Consider the following 17256-nt stretch of genomic DNA (forward strand, 5'->3'; position numbering starts at 1 on the left):
CTAGCTTCCCTTGTTCACGACACGCGTGGTGCGCGGGATCGCAACCACGGCATCATCGGCGACCAGCACCAAATCGATGCCGCGCGGAAACAGCGCCTCGTTGAACTGCAGCCGTTCGAACAGGTCGAAAGGCCTGATCGAGGCCTGAAGCGTCGCGACACCGTCGATGCCGGGGCCACGCAATTCGAAGCTGCGCCCCGAATCCAGGCTCTCGACCTGAAGGATCACTGTGGTCGAGCGATCCGGATATTCGTTGGTGCCGAGCGCGAAGCGTTCGAGCGCCGGAAGCAAGGCGCCGTCGCTGATCAGCGCGAAACTCGCAATCGAAGAGTCCTGCACCACCGGCGCGCCGGTGTGGAACTTGAGCCATTTCACCACGTCCGATCTCTCCGCCATCCTTGCATCGAGCCAGAGCGGCGTGTCGTGATCGAACAGCGTCAGCGCGATCGCGGCGGTGCCGCGCATCATCGGGCCGGGCGATCCCGCCATCGGCACAATGCGCTGGACCGTGCCCGGCCGCGCCATCGCGTCCATCACCGAACGAAAGGTCGATTGGGCCGACAGAACCTTGTCGACGAAACCCGGCGGTAGTTCCGCAATCGTGGTCATGGCCTCACCCCTCACCGCGCACCATGGTGTAGAAATCAACCTTCGTCGCAGCGGTCTCGGCGGCCGCCTGCTTGCGCTGGATCATAAGCTGCTCGCGCAACGGCGCGATAACGTCACGCTCCACCGCCTCGCCGAAATCACTGGACTGCGCCAGTGCGTCGCACAGCGCGATCAGCCGCGCCTTTTCGCCATCGCGCCCCAGCGTGTAGCCGAAGCCGACCTCGCCGCTCGCGAGCCGGACCGCTGCGCGAGACACCGTGGCTTCACCGACATTGAACGGCGCGCCGTCGCCGCCGACCCGGCCGCGCAGCATGACGAGACCGTTTTCCGGCGCGCGTAGCTCCTGATGCGCCGGCAGGGCGAGAGCGCGGAGGCGAGCGGCGATCTCGCCCGCCTCCGCGTGCGCCAGCACGGCCATCGCGGCCTTGCGCTGGACTTGCTGGTTGTTGTGCTGGGTCACCAAATCCACCGAACTTTTCTGCAGAACTTGCCGAATCCAAGTTGTCTATGATAATAGACAACTTGATACGGAAGCGCCATGACTGTTTCGTGACAAACGTGTGATTTCTGAAGTAGGCTTCTCGGCGACATGAGCATGCAGGACACAGCCTCTTCGGGCGTCGCGCTGTGGCGCCTCGTTGCCGACGGCATCGAGCGCGGCATCGCCGACGGCCGCTTTGCCGCCGGCGACAAGCTGCCGGGCGAGATGGAGATCGCCGAAACCTATCGGGTGAACCGCCACACCGTGCGGCGCGCGCTGGCCGCGCTTGCCGAGCGCGGCATCGTGCGCGCCGAACGCGGCAGCGGAACCTATGTCGAGGCGCAGCGCCTCGCTTATCCCTTGCGCTCGCGCACCCGCTTCTCCGAGATCGTCGGCGCCGATGGCCGCGAACCGCATGGCCGGCTGATCGAAGCGTCCGGCGACGTCGCAACCCGCGAACTCGCGCGCGAACTGGGATTGAAGGCCGGCGCACCGCTGGTGCGAATCGAGGCGATCCGCCTCGCCGACCGCACGCCGATCTGCGTCTCCACCACCTGGCTGTCAGCGGAATTGTTCCCGGGCGCGGGTGAGGTATTCGCCGCGACGCGCTCGATGACGAAACTGCTCGAGCACTACGGCGTCCGCGACTACAGTCGCGGCGCGACCCGGATCACCGCCGGCATCGTGGACGCAACCGATGCCGCGCGGCTCGATCTGCCGCTGGGACGGCCGATCCTGGTGGTCGACGCGACCGACCACGATCTCGCCGGCAAGCCGCTGGTGACGAAGCATTCGCGGTTCGCGGCGGAGCGGGTGGAGTTTCTGGTGGAGAACGGGTGAGCGGCGCTCTCTTCCCCTCTCCCCTTGTGGGCCTGTTGCGTTATCGGCTCTTGAGGCTGAAGACGTCAGGAGCGAGTGCCCTGGTCCCGGCAATTGCCTGGCAAGATCTGTAGTTGTCGCCCTGAGCGGGCAGCTCACGCGGCGATCGTGGCCCACCGCCTCATGTTGAAGGCGATCGAGGCGAGCAGGACTTGCCCGGTCGCCTTGATCAGACCGACGTAGCGGATGCAGGTCAGCCGCATGCGGCGTTTGAGAGTAGCGAAGGTGGTCTCGACCTGGGCTCGTCGACGCGCGATGAGGAGGTTGTAGCGTTTGAGCCTGGGCGGCAGTTCCGGGTGATGTCTGTTGGGCCGACGAGCGATGCGGGGCTTCTTGCCTTCCGCCTTCAGCCGGGCCCGTCGGGCATGGGTGTCGTAAGCCGCATCGGCCCAGACCACGGCTTCATCGCCGCGGATCAAAGCGTCCGCCGGTGTCGTATCGTTGACGTTAGCGGGTGTGGTCAACACCGCGCGGATCAAGCCGGATCCTTCGTCGACACCGACATGGGCCTTGTAGCCGAAGGTCGAGCCGCTTTTGCCCTGCCGTTTGGCAAACCGGGCATCAGGATCGTTTGAGGGGCGATCCTCCTTGGGCGGAGCCGAGACTGCCTGGATCAAGGTCGCATCCAGCATCGTGCCGCGCTTGAGGATCACGCCGGCATTCTCAAGCTGACGATCCAGTTCGCCAAACAGCTTCTCCAGCAGGCCTTGTTCAACGAGCTGGTTCCGGAAGCGGTTCAGGACCGTGTGGTCGGGCGTCGCATCCTCAAGGCTCAAACCGACGAAGCGCTTGAACGACAACCGGTCGCCCAGCGCTTCCTCGAGTTCGCGCTCCGAAAGACCATACAGCGACTGCAACAGCACAGCACGAAACAGCACCAGCACCGGATAGCCTGGTCGACCGGGCCCCCCTTCATCCCGCAAATGGCCGATCAGCTTCTCGAACCGGTACCACTTGACCAGGCCAGCCAGCCGATCCAGCGCCGCATTGGCGCCGGCTCCCTTCGGCATCAGCGCTTCCACAAAGCTCGGCTGTCCCGTCCGCTTGACCGCCATCGCTACCCTCCAAGGCTTTGCCCTAGGGAATCACAATTGACGAATTACGCAACAGGCCCCTTGTGGGAGAGGGTGGCTCGTCGCGAAGCGACGAGACGGGTGAGGGGTATGTCTCTGCAAACACCGATCTGAGTTTGAGGAGGCAGACCCCTCATCCGGCGCTTCGCGCCACCTTCTCCCACAAGGGGAGAAGGAAGAAAGCTACGCCACCGCCCTGCGCCCAATGATCGCAAACCGCAACTTGCTCGAGATGAAATCGATCGCGGCGACGGCGACCAGAATCATCAGGATCAGGAACGACACCCGCTGCCATTCCAGCACGCGGATCTGCTCGGCGAGCTGGAGGCCGATGCCGCCGGCGCCGACGATGCCGATGATCGTTGCCGAGCGCGTGTTGGATTCGATGAAATAGAGCACCTGGCCGGCGATCACGGGCAGCACCTGCGGCAGCAGGCCGAAGCGGATTTCGTGCAAAGCACTGCCGCCGGAGGCGCGGACGCCTTCGACCTGCTTCTGGTCGGCGCCTTCGATCGCCTCCGAGAACAGTTTTCCGAACGCACCGAAATCCGACACGGCAATCGCCAGCACACCGGCGAACGGGCCGAGGCCGACGACATTGATCCAGACCAGCGCCCAGATCAGGGTGTCCACGCCGCGGATCGAATCCAGGAAGCGGCGAACCGGAAAACGCAGGATCTGCGAGGGTATGACGTTGCGCGCGGCCAGCAGGCTGACCGGAAGCGCGAACACCGCCGCCAGCGTCGTGCCGAGCAGCGCGATCGACAGCGTCTCGCCCAGCGCCTTCAGATAGACCGGCAGCGAGGAACCAGGATCGGGCGGGATCATCATCAGGCTGATCCAGCCGAGCTGGCTCAGCCCTGCAAAGAATCGCGACGGCGAGAAGTCGAGATCGACGAGGCCGTAGACCAGAATCGCAAACGCCGCGACGATCATCGCCGGCATCGCGAGCCGCGCCGAGGCGGGGCGGTCGAACACATCGGGGTAGCGTGCGCGAAGCTCTCGCGTGTCGACCTCCTGCGGTCTCGTCACGTCCGCGCCTCCTTGCCGAACAGACGGCCGCGCAGCCAGCCCGTGCTGATGTCGATGATGAAGACCGTGATGATGATGGTGAGCAGGATGGCACTGACGTCGGAGTAATAGAACTTGCGGATGGCGACGACGAGCTCCTGGCCGATGCCGCCGGCACCGACGAAGCCCATGACCGAGGCCTCGCGGACGTTGATCTCGAAGCGCAGCAGCGCATAGCTGGCATAGCCCGCGGTCACCTGCGGCACCACGGCGAAGCGCATGCAGGAGAGCCAGCTCGCGCCGGTCGAGCGGATGCCTTCAACCGGCTTCATGTCGGCATTCTCAACGATCTCGGAGAACAACTTGCCGAGCGCGCCGGTGGAGTGGATCGCGATCGCGAGCACGCCGGCCATCGGCCCGAGGCCGAAGGCGATCACGAAGATCAGCGCGAAGACGATGCCCGGCACGGTGCGGGCGAATTCGAGCAGGCGGCGCACCACGAAGCGCAGCCAGGGCAACGGTGAGGTGTTCTCAGCCGCGAAGAAATTCAAGGCGAAGGCCAAGGTCGCGCCGATCAGCGTGCCGACATAGGAGATCAGCAACGTCTCGCCCAGCATCTTCAGCCATTTGCGCCAGCCCCACAGCCATTCGCCGGCATCGGTCCAGACCCGCTGGCCGCTCTCGAGCGTGAGAATGCGGTCGAAATAGCTGATGAAATTGCCGAAATGGGCGAAGAAGGTGCGCAGGTTCACTTCCGCGCCGATCGCGGCAAGAAATAGCGCTGCGGCAAAGATCACCAGCCCCAACAGGAGTCGGAGCCGCTTGCGCGCGACCGCCTGGCGATAGGCCGCGTTCAGCACGGCGAGCTGCTGCTCGGGGAGGATCGAAACCGCGACGGTCATCTGGCCAGGGAAGGTGGTCGATCAAAGAGAAAGAGCCGGGTCCATCGACCCGGCTCCAGTGCTATCGTCCCGAAACTCAGGACGCCTTCTTCTTACGCAGTGCATCGACGAACTTGATCAGCTCGATCGTGCCATCCCAGTCCTTGGTGGTGGCGGGATGGAAACCCTTCTTCTGGCCGTCCTGGAGGCGATCGAAGGCCGCCTTGTCCTTGGCCGGCGCGTCGAAGAACGCCTTGGCGATCGCCGCCTTGGCATCTTCCGGCAGGTCGGAATTGTAGGCGTAGGGGCCGTTGATGATCGGCGCCGACTTGTGGATGATGCGGAAATCGTCCTTCTTCATCGGCGAGCCGTCGGCATTCTTCAGCATGCCCTTGGTCAGCATCTGCGCCAGCGTGGAATCGTCATCGCTGGTCCACTGGTTGGCCGCAACGTCGACCGTGCCCTGCGCCAGCGCCAGGATCGCGTTCTCGTGGCTACCGGTGAAGACGACCTTGCTGAAATAGGTGTCGGCATCCGTGATGCCCATCTTGTCGAGCTCGAAGCGCGGCACATTGTTGCCGGAGGTCGAGTTCGGGTCGACGAGGCCGAGGTTCTTGCCCTTGAGCTGGTCGACGCTCTTGTAGGGGCTGCTCGCCTTGACGAAGAACACCGAGTAGTAGCCGGTCGAACCGTCGGCGTTGATGTCGTTGGCGAAGGCATCGGTCTTGACGCCGGTCAGACGGGCGCGGGCGAACGACGCCGAGCCGTAGCTGGCGATATGGATGTTGCCGGCGCGCTGGCCCTCGATGACGGCGGCGTAGTCGTTGGCGATGCGCAGCGTGACCTTCACGCCCAATTCCTTGGAGAGATAGTTCATGAACGGCGCCCAGCGCTCGGTCACGCCCGAGGCGTTTTCCGCCGGAATGACCGCGAAGGTCAGTTCGGGATATTTGGCTTTCCAGTCGTCGGCGGAGGCCGAAGTCGTGAACGCGAGCGCGGCGGCGCCGGCAAGAACCAGTCTGCGAGTGATCATGATACCCTCTTCATCGGTTGGGGTCGGTTGACGCAAAAATTGGCAGTTACAGGCGCAGCTCAGGCGGCCGCGGCCGTTCCGAGCGCCGGCACGCCTTCAGGCGCCGGCACAGGCATTCCGCCCATGACGTCGGAGGCTTCGAGATCGTAGAGCTCGCGCGCGACGTGGTCGGTCAATTCGGCCGGCGCGCCGTCGAACACCACGCGCCCCTGCGCCATGCCGATCAGGCGATCGCAATAGCTGCGCGCCAGATCGAGCGAATGCAGGTTGCAGAGCACGGTGATGCCGAAATGCTTGTTGATGCGCAGCAGCGCATCCATCACGATCTTGGTGTTGCGCGGGTCGAGCGAGGCGATCGGCTCGTCGGCGAGGATGATGTCGGGCTGCTGCACCAGCGCGCGGGCGATCGCAACACGCTGCTGCTGGCCGCCGGAGAGCTGGTCGGCGCGCTGGGCGGCGAGTGAGGCGATATCGAACTGTTCGAGCGCCGACATCGCCAGCGCCTTGTCGTGCTCGGGCCAGGTCTGCGTCAGCGAGCGCCAGGCCGGCATCGTGGCAAGACGCCCCATCAGCACGTTGGTGAGCACATCGAGCCGGCCGACCAGGTTGAACTGCTGGAAAATCATCGCCGAGCGCGCCCGCCACTGCCGCAGCTCCTTGCCGCGCAGCGCGGTGACGTCGAGGCCGTCGAACAGGATGCGGCCCTGCGTCGGCGTCGCCAGGCGATTGATCATGCGCAGCATGGTCGACTTGCCGGCGCCGGAGCGCCCGATCACACCGACGAAGCCGCCGGGGGAGATTTGAAACGAAGCGTCGTCCACCGCGGCTTTTGCGCCGAAGCGGCACGTCAGACCTTCAACCACCAGCATAGAGGGCTCCAGAGTAGCTGGCTGCCACCGCTAGCGCTGGCAATTGACACTTGTGTGACACCGGCGTTGCGGTGCGGCGATCCTACACACCTCTTCCCCTGTCATCGCATCGTCATGACATTGTCATCAGGCCGCTCGAAGAGGTACGCCCGCCCTCGACCTATCGGATGCAGCATGGCCGGCAAAACGCTCTCGGTTCAACCGACCATCGACCCTTCGGCGAAGCTGCATGAGACCAGGCTCGGCACCTATACCGAAGTCGGTGCGCGCACGATCCTCACTGAAGTCGCGATGGGCGATTACTCCTATGTCGTGAACGACGCCCAGATCACCTACACCACGATCGGAAAATTCTGCTCGATCGCGGCGATGACCCGCATCAATCCCGGCAATCATCCGATGCATCGCGCGACGCAGGCGCATTTCACCTATCGTTCCAGCGCCTACTTCGAAGGCGAGAGCGACGACACCGAGTTCTTCGACTGGCGGCGCCAGCATCACGTCCATATTGGCCACGACGTCTGGATCGGCCATGGCGCGATCGTGCTGCCCGGCCGCAACATCGGCACCGGCGCGGTGATCGCGGCGGGCGCCATCGTCACCAAGGACGTGCCGGCCTACACCATCGTCGCCGGCAATCCGGCGCGCATCGTGCGGCGGCGGTTCTCGGAAGACGTCGCCGGACGGCTGGCCCGACTCGCCTGGTGGGACTGGGATCACGACAAATTGCGTGAAGCACTGCCCGATTTCCGCAAGCTCGGGATTGAAGATTTCCTCTCGGCATATGAAGCACGGGCAAGCTCCCTCACCCGTTCCCCTGCCAGCAAACGAAGCGCGGTCGCTTGACAGACATCTTCCTTGAGGGCGGCCGGGCCCTGATCGGCTCCGAGCTCGTCGAAACTTCCATTCTGGTGTCCGGCGCGGACATTGCGCAGGTCGATGCCTCTCGCGGCCGTGCGCGGCTGGCGATCGATGCGCGCAACCTGCTGGTGCTGCCCGGCATCGTCGATCTGCATGGCGATGCCTTCGAGCGGCAGATGATGCCGCGCGCCGGCGTCGACTTCCCGATCGACGTCGCGCTCGCCGACAGTGACCGCCAGGCGATCAGCAACGGCATCACCACGGTGTTTCACGCCACGACCTGTTCGTGGGAGCCGGGCCTGCGCAGCGCCGGCAATGCGCGCACCCTGATGGAGGCGATCGAGCGGCAGCGCCCGCAATTCGCCGCCGATACCCGTTTCCACCTGCGGCACGAGACCTACAATCTCGATGCAGAGGCCGAGATCGGCCAGTGGCTCGCCGAGGGCCGCGTCGACCTGTTCGCCTTCAACGACCACATGGACGGCACCGTTGCCGACATGGCCAAGCCGCGCAAGCGCAACCGCATGGTCGAGCGCACCGGCCTCTCGGGCGAGGAATTCGACCGGCTGGTCGAGCGTGTGCTTTCGCGGGCCAGTGAAGTGCCGGCTTCCGTGTCGCGGCTTGCCGCAACTGCTCGCGCAGCCGAGGTGCGGATGCTCTCGCATGACGATGCGACGCCGGCGATGCGGCAGGAGTTTCGCGAGTTGGGCGCTGACATCGCGGAGTTTCCGATCAACGAGGAGACCGCGCGGGCGGCCGCGTCCGCGGGCGATGCCATCGTCTACGGTGCGCCGAACGTCGTGCGCGGCGGCAGCCATACCGGCTGGACCCGGGCATCCGACATGATCGCGAAGGGGCTCTGCTCGGTGCTGGCGTCGGACTATTACTATCCCGCGCAGCTGCTCGCCGCGTTCCGCCTTGTCGCCGACGGCGTGCTGCCGCTGCCGAAGGCCTGGGATCTGGTCTCTGCGGGACCAGCGCGCGCGACCGGCCTTGCCGATCGCGGCGTGCTCGCGGAAGGACGCCGCGCCGACATGCTGCTGGTCGACGACAGCGTGCCGCTGCGGCCGCGGCTGATCGCGGTGGTATCAGGCGGAAAGCTCGTGCATCTCACCGATGCGACGCGACTGCTCGCTGCGGCGGCGACGCCGCGCGAGGCTGTCGTTGCGGCCTGAACCGGTTATGCTCGGACGATGACAGATTTTCCCCGCTACGCGATCTATTTTGCCGCCGGCGCCGACAGCGCCCTCTCCCGCTTCGGCGCCGAGTTGCTCGGCTACGATGTCTACACCGGCGACGAGATGCCGTTCCCAGCCGACGCATCGCGTGTTGCGCCGGACTGGCGCGACGTCACGGCCGATCCCCGCAAATACGGCTTCCACGGCACGCTGAAGGCGCCGATGGCGCTGGCGCCCGGCAGGACTGAAGCCGAGCTCATCGCAGTCTGCGCCGCCTTTGCCGGCAAGGCGCGGCCGATGCCGTCAATCCGTCCGGTCGTCGACTCCATCAGCGGCTTCATTGCGGTGATTCCGACCGAGCCCGTGGGTACGCTCCAGCAGCTTGCCGCCGATTGCGTCCGCGAATTCGACGACTTCCGCGCGCCCATGACGGCGGAAGACCGCGCGCGGCGCAAGCCCGACAAACTCACCGAGCGGCAACGCGACTATCTCGACCGCTGGGGTTACCCGTACGTGATGGAAGAATTCCGCTTCCACATGACGCTGACGGGACGGCTGGATGCGGAGCGGCGCGGGCCGATCCTGGAGATGTTGCGCGCGAGGTTTTCGGCGCTCGGTCTCGAGACGCTGGCGATCGACCGGATCGCGCTGTTCAAGCAGGATGATGCCAGGGCGCGCTTCCGCTTTGTCGGCGAGTGGGCGTTGGCGAAGTAGGCCTCAGCGCCAGCTCGCGAGATTGAAGGCGAGCGCCACGGCGCCAACCAGAATGAGGCTGGTTGCCCAGATTGCATCCAGATTGAACCAACTTCGCGCGACGAACCTCAATCCCAGATAGCGGTAGACCAGCCACGCCAGACACCCGCCGGCACTGACCATGGCGACAACGTGCACCAGGGACACCAGCACCGCCATCCCGAGACTTGTCTTCAGAAGACTTGCCTTCATCAGCGCGCCCGCCGCCTCATGGCCGGCATCGAGCTCGAAGGCCTGGCAGAGCCCGAGATAGATCGGCACGAGCATCAAGGCCGCGCCGTGAGCAATGGCAACGGCGAATGACCAGAGCGCCAATTGCGTCGGCGGAATTCGTGCCAGCGTGCGCGGATGGCGTCGCTCGATCAGCCGATAGACGCCGAAGCCGATGACGAGAAGGCTCGCGCCGAGCTGGATCGAACGCTGCCACTCGGCCAGCACGAGCAGGAACGCAAATGGCAGCAGCACGAGAAGTGTTGCCAGGAGATGTCCGGCCGCCAGAGCCCACAACGCGCGGAACAGCGCGCGCGGGCTCTTGTCCATGAGCCCGGCCGACACGGCGAGCGGCCATCCCATTCCCGGATTGACCCCGTGATAAAGACCGCTCGCAACAAGAGCGAGCCACAGCCAGCCGAGCGGCCAACTCCCGTGCTGCCAGCCTAGGCCGACGGGTAGCAAAAGGAGTCCGTCGAACAATCGCCGCCCTCCAGCCTGATCTGGTGCGCGCGATATCCGTCGGGGAAGCTCACGAAATAGTCCTTGGCGAGCTCGAGGCCGCCGTCGCGACCGACATTGGCCATGACTTCCACGCCCGGAACCCCATCGGGATAGAATTGGTCATCCCAGGTGGAATACAGCGAATTGGTCCAGTACACGCGCTTGCCGTCGCGGCTGATCTCGACCATCTGCGGACCGGCCGCAAATGCCTTGCCGTTCGGATGGGGCGTGCGGCGCGCGATGCCGCCGATGTGAACCGAGCCCGCAAGCTTCGGCTTTCGCGGATCACTCACATCGTACTGGCGCATTTCACCCGTGCCCCAGCACGAGACATAGAGAAACCGGTCATCCATCGACAGGTCGATGTCGGTCACCAGCGGCGGCACGGCGCCAAATCCCTGCAGCAGCGGCGGGAGCTGCTCCTTTGGCGCGGGTTCGGGCGGAATCGTCGCCGTCTTCTCCGCGTGGAATTTTCCGCCTTCGCGCCACCAGGTCCAGATCGATGCTTCGAGGTTGGTGGTGTCGACCACAACGCCAACGAAGCCGTATTCGCGAACCGGATCGTGCGCGGGCCGCACCTCCAACGCCATCTGATGATTGGCGCCGAGGTCGATGGTCTGCACGTTGCGACGGGCGCGGAGATCCCAGAAGTGGAGACGATGGCCATATTTGTTCGCCAGCAGATCTTCCGCGACGATCCCGTTCTCGAACTGCGGCGGCAACGCCCATTCGCTCGTCACCATGTAGTCGCGCGGCAGGTTCCACCAGAAATCATAGTGCAGCGTCTGCGGACCGCGGTCGATCTCCCACCGCCCAAGGACCTCGAACGTCTCGCAATCCATGATGAAGACGCCTGGAGGCCCGTTGGTGCCGTCCTTGCCGCCGCCGCCCAGCGTGCTCACATAGACGCCGTCCGGCCCGCAATGGATGGTATGCGGCCGCGAGTAGCCGGTCTTCTTGAAGATTTCCTCGGGCTCGATGATCTTGTGGATTTTGGCTTTGGTCGGATCGGGCTTGGTATCGATGATGTAGATCCGCGACGAGCGTATCCCGGGGATGATGAGATAGCGCCGCTCGATGAAGGCATGTCCCGCGAGCGGCGACAAGGCGGAGGAGCAGGCGTTCCAGCCGAAGTGATGAAACTCATCGCCCTTGTTGGGCATCGTCACCGTGTGGACGATTTGGCTGTAGGTCGGCGATCCCGGCTTGACGTCGATGACCGCGAGAGCATCCGGCTTTGAGAAATCCGGACTGAGCAGCAACGTGTATGCAAAGTTCTCCGCTGGTGCTTCCATCGCCAGCTTGGGCGATGCGTGAAAGGTGGGATCCGGCCTCATCGTCATGGCACTGCCTCCCTGTTTCGTCGGCTCGCTCCAACCTGGCTCGGAATAGCGGCATAATGAAGAGCTGCTCAGCGACGTCTTGAGAAGCTCCGCGGACCTGGTTGGCGAGCGTGCAAGGAGCGTACAATATGTCATCGCCGGCGTGCGGAAAACCGCCCGAACCGCGCTAATTCGACGCCCTCAGCCAGACGGAAACCGGCGGGATCAGGCCAGCGCGCACCTCACACTCGGCATCGTCCCCGCGTAGGCGGGGACTGCCGAGAGACCTGGCGACTACCGAGTGGGTACGGCGCTACTTCCCCCACCGCAACGCCAGCGCATCCCGCTCCTTGGCGAGCTCCAGCAGCCCTGCCCGCGTCGCCGGGTGCAGCGGCTGGAGCGGATGCCGCACGGTGTCCGATTTGATCACGCCGCCGGCCTGCATCATGGCCTTGCAGGCGATCAGGCCGCATTGGCGGTTTTCGTAGTTGATCAGCGGCAGCCAGCGCTCATAGGCGGCCTTTGCCTCCTCGCGCTTGCCGGCGAAATAGGGATCGATGATCTGGCGGATGCCGTCGGGATAGCCGCCGCCCGTCATCGCGCCGGTGGCGCCGGCGTCGAGATCGGCGAGCAGCGTGATGGCTTCCTCGCCATCCCACGGGCCTTCGATATCCTTGCCGCCCGCCTCGATCAGGCTGCGCAGCTTTGCCGCCGCGCCCGGCACCTCGATCTTGAAATAGCGGATGTTGGCGAAGTCGCGCGCCAGCCGCGCGAGCAGCTCGACCGACAGCGGCGTTCCGGCGACAGGCGCGTCCTGGATCATGACGGGAATGTTGATCGCGCCCGAGAGCACCTTGAAGAATTCGACGATGCCCTTCTCGGGCACGCGGAAGGTCGCGCCGTGATAGGGCGGCATCACCATCACCATGGCGGCCCCCGCCGCCTCCGCCTGCTGGCTGCGTGCGGCGCAGACGGCCGAGCTGAAATGCGTGGTGGTGACGATCACGGGAACCCGGCCCGCGACATGCTCCAGCACCGCATGCATCACGGTTTCGCGCTCGGCATCGGTGAGCACGAACTGCTCGGAGAAATTGGCGAGGATACAGAGACCGTTCGAGCCCGCATCGATCATGAAATCGATGCAGCGGCGCTGGCCCTCGAGGTCGAGCTCGCCGCGCTCGTCGAAGATGGTGGGCGCAACCGGGAACACGCCGCGATAGGGGCGCTGGGCCTTGTGTGGGGTGACCGGCATCGAACTCTCCATCCTTGATACGTCTGTTGCTGCACTCCCGCAGCGGCACAGATGTACCCGCCGCGTGAAGCGGCGGCAATGCCGTTCGCGCGACGCCCAGACGGATGACGATCGAAGTTATGCGGTCTTCACGGCCCCCAAAAAGCCTTCGACCGCGACGCGAAGACGATCGGCATCGCCCGACATCTTCTTCACGGATTCGGACAGCACCGTGCCGGCGTTGCCGGTTTCCTGGTTGAGTCTCGCGACGCTGCCGATGGTGTCGGTGACCTCGCGGGTGCCCTGAGCGGCCTGCTGGAAGTTGCGCGAGATCTCGGTGGTGGCCGCGCGCTGCTCCTCGACGGCGGCTGCGATCGCCGTCATCTTCTCGTCGATGCCGCTGATGGCGCCCCCGATCGAGCGGATGGCGGTCACGGCCTGGCCCGTCGCGCTCTGGATCTCCTCGACCTGGCGCGAGATTTCTTCGGTTGCGGTTGCGGTCTGCGCGGCGAGGCTCTTGACCTCGCCGGCGACCACGGCAAAGCCGCGGCCGGCCTCGCCCGCACGCGCCGCCTCGATGGTCGCGTTCAGCGCCAGGAGATTGGTCTGGCCGGCGATGGCGTTGATCATCTTCACGACCTCGCCGATCCGGCTCGCGGTCTGATCGAGGATCTCGACCGTCGCGTTGGTCCGCTCGGCCTGCGACACCGCCTCGCGCGCCTCGCGGGCGCTCAACTGCACCTGTGCGGAGATCTCGCCGACGGATGCGGAGAGTTCCTCGGTCGCGGCCGCGATGGTCTCGAGATTGTTGGTGGCCTGCTCGGCTGCGGAAGAGACTGCCGCGGTCTGGCTGGTCGACTCTGATACCAGCGTGCGCACATCGGTCGCGGTGGCATCGAGCTCCCTCGCCGACGCCGCGACACTGTGGATCACCGCCTGCACGGTGTCGTCGAAGCTGCGGCATGCGTCGTCCACGGTGCCGGAGCGGGCGAGTTGCAACGCCTGCTGCGATTCGCGTTCCTGGCCCAGCCGCTCGGCGGTCGCCGCGCTCTCGCGCAGGCTCTCGAGCGCGGCAGCCATGGTGCCGAACTCGTCGGGATATCGGGATCGCGGCACGGGCGTCGCATAATCACGGGCGCCGATTCGCGCGATGGCGTCGAGGATGGCGCGGACCGGGCGCATCAGGCGATTGCGCACCACGTAGACGCCGGCGAGGGTCACGGCGAGCGCGAGCAGAAACGCGAGCGACTGCACGATGAGGTTGGTGAGCGCCTTGGTCTGCACGGCCTCGGCACGCGCGATCGACTGATCCAGCGCTTTGGTCGCGACCCCGACAATGAGCGGGAACGGCGACTGGCAGAGCGTATTCCACTCCGAGGCAGGCATCGCGGGCTTGCCGCTGCCGTCGAGATTCTTGGTGAGATCGCCGATCTGCTTCAGGACGCCATCGGTCTTGGTCTTCGCGTCCGACGCTGCCGTCACCAGCTCCGCCGTCACGTCGGGCGCAGCCAGCAACTCGGCCATGCCCGCCCAGCCGGAGGTGATCGTGCCATCCCATTGCGCCACCGACCGCTTCTGAACGTCGTCGAGCGGCTTGCTGCTGTTGATGTTCGAGCGAAGCGACGAACAATGGACCCCATAACGGTCGCGCACCTGCCAGGCGAAGCGGCGGACCTGGATCATGCGGGCGATGTAGGGATCGTTCATCCAGGCGCGGTTCGACACCGCGGTGGAGGCGAGGTTCGCTGTGTCGATGACCTTGGTGACGGCGTCGTACCAGGAATTGGTCCGCTCCATCTTGCGCTCGGCGCGCGGAAGCTTGGCCTCGTCGTAGAACAGCTGGAATTGCGGCGCGGCTTCGTTCCAGCGCTGCTTCAGCGTGCTGGCGAGCTCGTCGCGGCGTGCGAAATCGACGGTCGAGAGCGCGGCGCTGATCCCTTCATAGCCGCCCTGCTCGGCCTTCTCGGCTTCAGCGAGTTTTGCCTTGGGATCGTCCTCGCCAAGGATGGCGCTCTGGGCATCGCCACGATTGTTGCGCAACGCGAGCACGCCATGGAAGATCGCCTTGTCGGCAGCGGCGAGCCGCGCCGTCTCGAGACTGTCGCTGTAGCGACCGAACGCTCCGAACATCTGGATCGCCGTAGAGGCCAGCGCACCGGCGGCCAGCAGGGCCATCAAGGTCAGGAGAAGCGAGCTTACCGATTTCTTAAACATTGCCATGAGTCAGGGGGCCTGCATTGTACTGCCGGCCACCCTGCATCGCGACATGCCAAGGATCGGTTAAGGTTTTAGTCAAATTGCCGGAAGTGCCCGGTCTGTAAGCGGTTTAAGACTAGCGAAATCAGGCAACCTTGGTGAAATCCGGCGGCCGGCGCTCGGCGAAGGCGGTGAAGGCCTCGCGTGCTTCCGCCGTGCGCAAACGCTGCGCGAATTGCTCGCCTTCGGCCTGCATCTGTGCGACCAGCGCCTCGCCGTTGCGCATCAACTTCTTGGTCGCAGTAAGCGCGCCGGCCGGCTGGCGAGCGAGCCGCTGCGCGAGCGCAAGCGCCTCGGCATCGAGCTTGTCGAGCGGCACCACGCGATTGGCAAGGCCCCATTCCAGCGCCGACCGGGCCGGTACGGTCTCGCCCAGCGCGAACATCTCGTAGGCGCGGGCGTAGCCGATGCGTGCCGGCATCAGCAGGCTCGAGGCGGCCTCCGGCACCAGCGCGAGGCTGACGAAGGGCGTCGACAATTGCGCATTGTCGGCGAGCACGACGAGGTCGCAATGCAGCAGCATCGTGGTGCCGACGCCGACGGCGCGGCCCTGCACGGCCGCGACCAGCGGCCGGGTGCAGCGCGCCAGCGACTGGATGAAGCGCACGACGTTGCGGCTGCCTTCGGACTTGCCGGCTGCGACGGCGGCGAATTCGCCGACATCGTTGCCGGCGGTGAACATGTCACCCTCGCCGCGGATCAGGACCACGCGGGTGGACGGATCGAACTCGGCGGATTCGATGGTGTCGGCGAGCTTGCCGTACATCGCATCCGTCAGCGCGTTCTTCTTGTCGGGGCGCGCCAGCGTGATGGTGAGAATTCCATTGTTGTTCTCGATCCGGACGTGCTCGGTCATGGGTCTCTCCTTTAGTCGTCTGAAGGTCTTGGAAACTTGTCCTGAATGCTGGTCAGCCAGCGCGCGACGATGTCGATCTCCGCGCTGGTAAATCCGTCCGTCAACGCGGCGTTGATCTGCGCCGCGTCAGTCTTCGCCTGCGCCAGCACGGTGCGCCCCTTCGGCGTCAGCCATACGCGCCAGGCCCGGCCGTCCTCGCGATCGGCCCGCCGCTCGACCAGCCTCGCCGCAGCACTGCGATCGACGAGCCCTGAAATTCCGGCCGGCCCCATGTCGAGCGCCGCGCCTGCCTCGCCCATCAGCACGCCGTCCTGCTTGCCGAGGATGAACAACAGCCCCGCCTGCGCCGGCGTGACCTCGTTCTGCGGCTGCGCCGCCATCCAGCGCTGCAAACGGCGTTGCGCGACGTTCAGGAGGTAAATAAGCCGATGATGCCTCGCTGCGGCTTCTTTATTTCGCATGCGAAATAGATAGCCGAGCCGAACCGGATTGTCAAAGGGAGACGGCTACGGGGGCGCGGCAGCCATCGAGGAACAGGGCCGCGCAGGTCTGCACGCGGCGCTCGATCTGCTTGCGTGACGGCAGCGGCATGTCGCCATAGATCGCCGCGCGCTGCGGCGCCGATGCGACCATGCCGATCAGCATGCCGGCAACTTCCTCCGCATCATCGATGGCGATGCGCTTGCGCTTGACCTGGACGCGCAGCCAGCCCGCGAGCGTCCTGACGGTGCGGGAAATGCCGTTGTTGTAGAAGTTGGCGGCGAGCTCGGGGAACGCGGCGGATTCCTGCAGCACCATGCGCTGCAGCGCCACGACCTCCGGATCGAGTGCGAGATCGGCGCAGGCCAGCAGCGCGGCACGCAGGCCCGTCGCGATATCGACCTCGTCGCTTCCTTGCAGATCCACGGCGGAGAGCAGCCGCTCGAGCCTGTCCGCGCACATCGCCTCGAACAGTGCGGCCTTGCCCGGAAACAGGCGATAGAGCGTCTTGGTCGAGACGCCGGCGCGACGTGCCAGCTCTTCGGTGCTGGTCGCGGCATAGCCGTCGACGGCGAAGGCGTTGCGCGCTGCATCGAAGACGATCCGCCTCGTCTCCTCGTCGCTGCGCAGTTGCGGCCGCCCGCGGGGGCGGCATTCACCTGAAGGTTTTGCCTGAGCCATGCTTTTAGATGACGCCTGTCATTCCATTGACAATTCCAAAGCTAGTCTCATTTTGGAAATCGTCAAGTTTCCTAATTCAGGGGAGCCG

The 17256-nt window shown here is 65.3% G+C and carries 18 protein-coding genes; 4 read left to right on the forward strand and 14 right to left on the reverse strand.

The window, feature by feature from the left end; translation table 11 throughout:
• Together phnH and phnG are read right to left on the reverse strand one after the other, a co-directional pair.
• The gene (gene phnH / locus AB7290_RS40010; protein WP_085400870.1) at nucleotides 1-609 is read right to left on the reverse strand and encodes a phosphonate C-P lyase system protein PhnH; all 609 of its coding nucleotides are present in this window, start codon (nucleotides 607-609) and stop codon (nucleotides 1-3) included.
• A 4-nt stretch (nucleotides 610-613) separates the two neighbouring features.
• Nucleotides 614-1078 (reverse strand): phosphonate C-P lyase system protein PhnG, encoded by a 465-nt coding sequence (phnG, locus tag AB7290_RS40015; RefSeq protein ID WP_085400868.1) that lies wholly within the window; start codon nucleotides 1076-1078, stop codon nucleotides 614-616.
• A gap of 120 nt (nucleotides 1079-1198) precedes the next feature.
• Between phnG and phnF the strand changes: the two genes are divergently transcribed.
• A complete protein-coding gene (gene phnF / locus AB7290_RS40020) occupies nucleotides 1199-1930 on the forward strand; it encodes a phosphonate metabolism transcriptional regulator PhnF (protein ID WP_071909231.1) in 732 nt (243 codons plus the stop codon).
• Nucleotides 1931-2064: 134 nt separating this feature from the next.
• On the opposite strand, the gene AB7290_RS40025 is transcribed toward phnF, so the two are convergent.
• From AB7290_RS40025 to phnC, 5 genes are all read right to left on the reverse strand, one after another.
• Complete coding sequence (locus tag AB7290_RS40025) at nucleotides 2065-3024, reverse strand: IS5 family transposase (RefSeq protein ID WP_085398127.1); 960 nt, start codon at nucleotides 3022-3024, stop codon at nucleotides 2065-2067.
• A gap of 201 nt (nucleotides 3025-3225) precedes the next feature.
• Nucleotides 3226-4074: a phosphonate ABC transporter, permease protein PhnE gene (gene phnE, locus AB7290_RS40030; RefSeq protein ID WP_085400050.1), complete on the reverse strand. Its 849-nt coding sequence runs from the start codon at nucleotides 4072-4074 to the stop codon at nucleotides 3226-3228.
• Nucleotides 4071-4955 carry a phosphonate ABC transporter, permease protein PhnE gene (gene phnE, locus AB7290_RS40035; protein WP_085400048.1) on the reverse strand — a complete coding sequence of 295 codons (885 nt, stop codon included), beginning with the start codon at nucleotides 4953-4955 and terminating at the stop codon, nucleotides 4071-4073. The genes phnE (AB7290_RS40030) and phnE (AB7290_RS40035) overlap by 4 nt, the downstream gene beginning before the upstream one ends.
• Nucleotides 4956-5031: 76 nt before the next feature.
• Entirely contained in the window at nucleotides 5032-5967 is a 936-nt protein-coding gene (gene phnD / locus AB7290_RS40040; protein ID WP_063979768.1) for a phosphonate ABC transporter substrate-binding protein, read from the reverse strand.
• Between the two features lie 59 nt (nucleotides 5968-6026).
• Nucleotides 6027-6836, reverse strand: coding sequence for a phosphonate ABC transporter ATP-binding protein (gene phnC, locus AB7290_RS40045; RefSeq protein WP_085400046.1), 810 nt, complete (start codon nucleotides 6834-6836; stop codon nucleotides 6027-6029).
• 174 nt (nucleotides 6837-7010) lie between these two features.
• On the opposite strand from phnC, the gene AB7290_RS40050 reads away from it, so the two are divergent.
• From AB7290_RS40050 to AB7290_RS40060, 3 genes are read left to right on the forward strand one after another with little or no spacing between them, the layout of a single operon-like run.
• The gene (locus AB7290_RS40050; protein ID WP_085400045.1) at nucleotides 7011-7682 is read left to right on the forward strand and encodes a chloramphenicol acetyltransferase; all 672 of its coding nucleotides are present in this window, start codon (nucleotides 7011-7013) and stop codon (nucleotides 7680-7682) included.
• A complete protein-coding gene (locus tag AB7290_RS40055) occupies nucleotides 7679-8872 on the forward strand; it encodes an alpha-D-ribose 1-methylphosphonate 5-triphosphate diphosphatase (protein WP_085400043.1) in 1194 nt (397 codons plus the stop codon). Before AB7290_RS40050 ends, AB7290_RS40055 begins: the two co-directional genes overlap by 4 nt.
• Before the next feature lie 18 nt (nucleotides 8873-8890).
• Complete coding sequence (locus AB7290_RS40060) at nucleotides 8891-9589, forward strand: DUF1045 domain-containing protein (RefSeq protein ID WP_085400041.1); 699 nt, start codon at nucleotides 8891-8893, stop codon at nucleotides 9587-9589.
• A 3-nt stretch (nucleotides 9590-9592) separates the two neighbouring features.
• Here AB7290_RS40060 and AB7290_RS40065 read toward each other — a convergent pair whose 3' ends face one another.
• From AB7290_RS40065 to AB7290_RS40095, 7 genes are all read right to left on the reverse strand, one after another.
• Entirely contained in the window at nucleotides 9593-10201 is a 609-nt protein-coding gene (locus tag AB7290_RS40065) for a hypothetical protein (RefSeq protein WP_085965313.1), read from the reverse strand.
• A gap of 83 nt (nucleotides 10202-10284) precedes the next feature.
• Nucleotides 10285-11685 carry a selenium-binding protein SBP56-related protein gene (locus AB7290_RS40070; RefSeq protein WP_071909224.1) on the reverse strand — a complete coding sequence of 467 codons (1401 nt, stop codon included), beginning with the start codon at nucleotides 11683-11685 and terminating at the stop codon, nucleotides 10285-10287.
• A 292-nt stretch (nucleotides 11686-11977) separates the two neighbouring features.
• Entirely contained in the window at nucleotides 11978-12916 is a 939-nt protein-coding gene (locus AB7290_RS40075) for a dihydrodipicolinate synthase family protein (protein WP_085400060.1), read from the reverse strand.
• Nucleotides 12917-13033: 117 nt separating this feature from the next.
• Nucleotides 13034-15115, reverse strand: coding sequence for a methyl-accepting chemotaxis protein (locus AB7290_RS40080; protein WP_085400038.1), 2082 nt, complete (start codon nucleotides 15113-15115; stop codon nucleotides 13034-13036).
• 121 nt (nucleotides 15116-15236) lie between these two features.
• Nucleotides 15237-16007 (reverse strand): enoyl-CoA hydratase, encoded by a 771-nt coding sequence (locus AB7290_RS40085; protein ID WP_085400036.1) that lies wholly within the window; start codon nucleotides 16005-16007, stop codon nucleotides 15237-15239.
• A gap of 11 nt (nucleotides 16008-16018) precedes the next feature.
• Nucleotides 16019-16468 carry a MarR family winged helix-turn-helix transcriptional regulator gene (locus tag AB7290_RS40090; RefSeq protein WP_085400034.1) on the reverse strand — a complete coding sequence of 150 codons (450 nt, stop codon included), beginning with the start codon at nucleotides 16466-16468 and terminating at the stop codon, nucleotides 16019-16021.
• 31 nt (nucleotides 16469-16499) lie between these two features.
• On the reverse strand, nucleotides 16500-17168 hold the full coding sequence (locus AB7290_RS40095; RefSeq protein WP_085400033.1) for a TetR/AcrR family transcriptional regulator: 669 nt from the start codon (nucleotides 17166-17168) through the stop codon (nucleotides 16500-16502).
• Nucleotides 17169-17256: the final 88 nt, after the last annotated feature.

Source organism: Bradyrhizobium sp. 613_E4_N2_2 (genome assembly GCF_052075995.1).
In the GTDB taxonomy this organism is placed as follows: Bacteria; Pseudomonadota; Alphaproteobacteria; order Rhizobiales; family Xanthobacteraceae; genus Bradyrhizobium; species Bradyrhizobium barranii.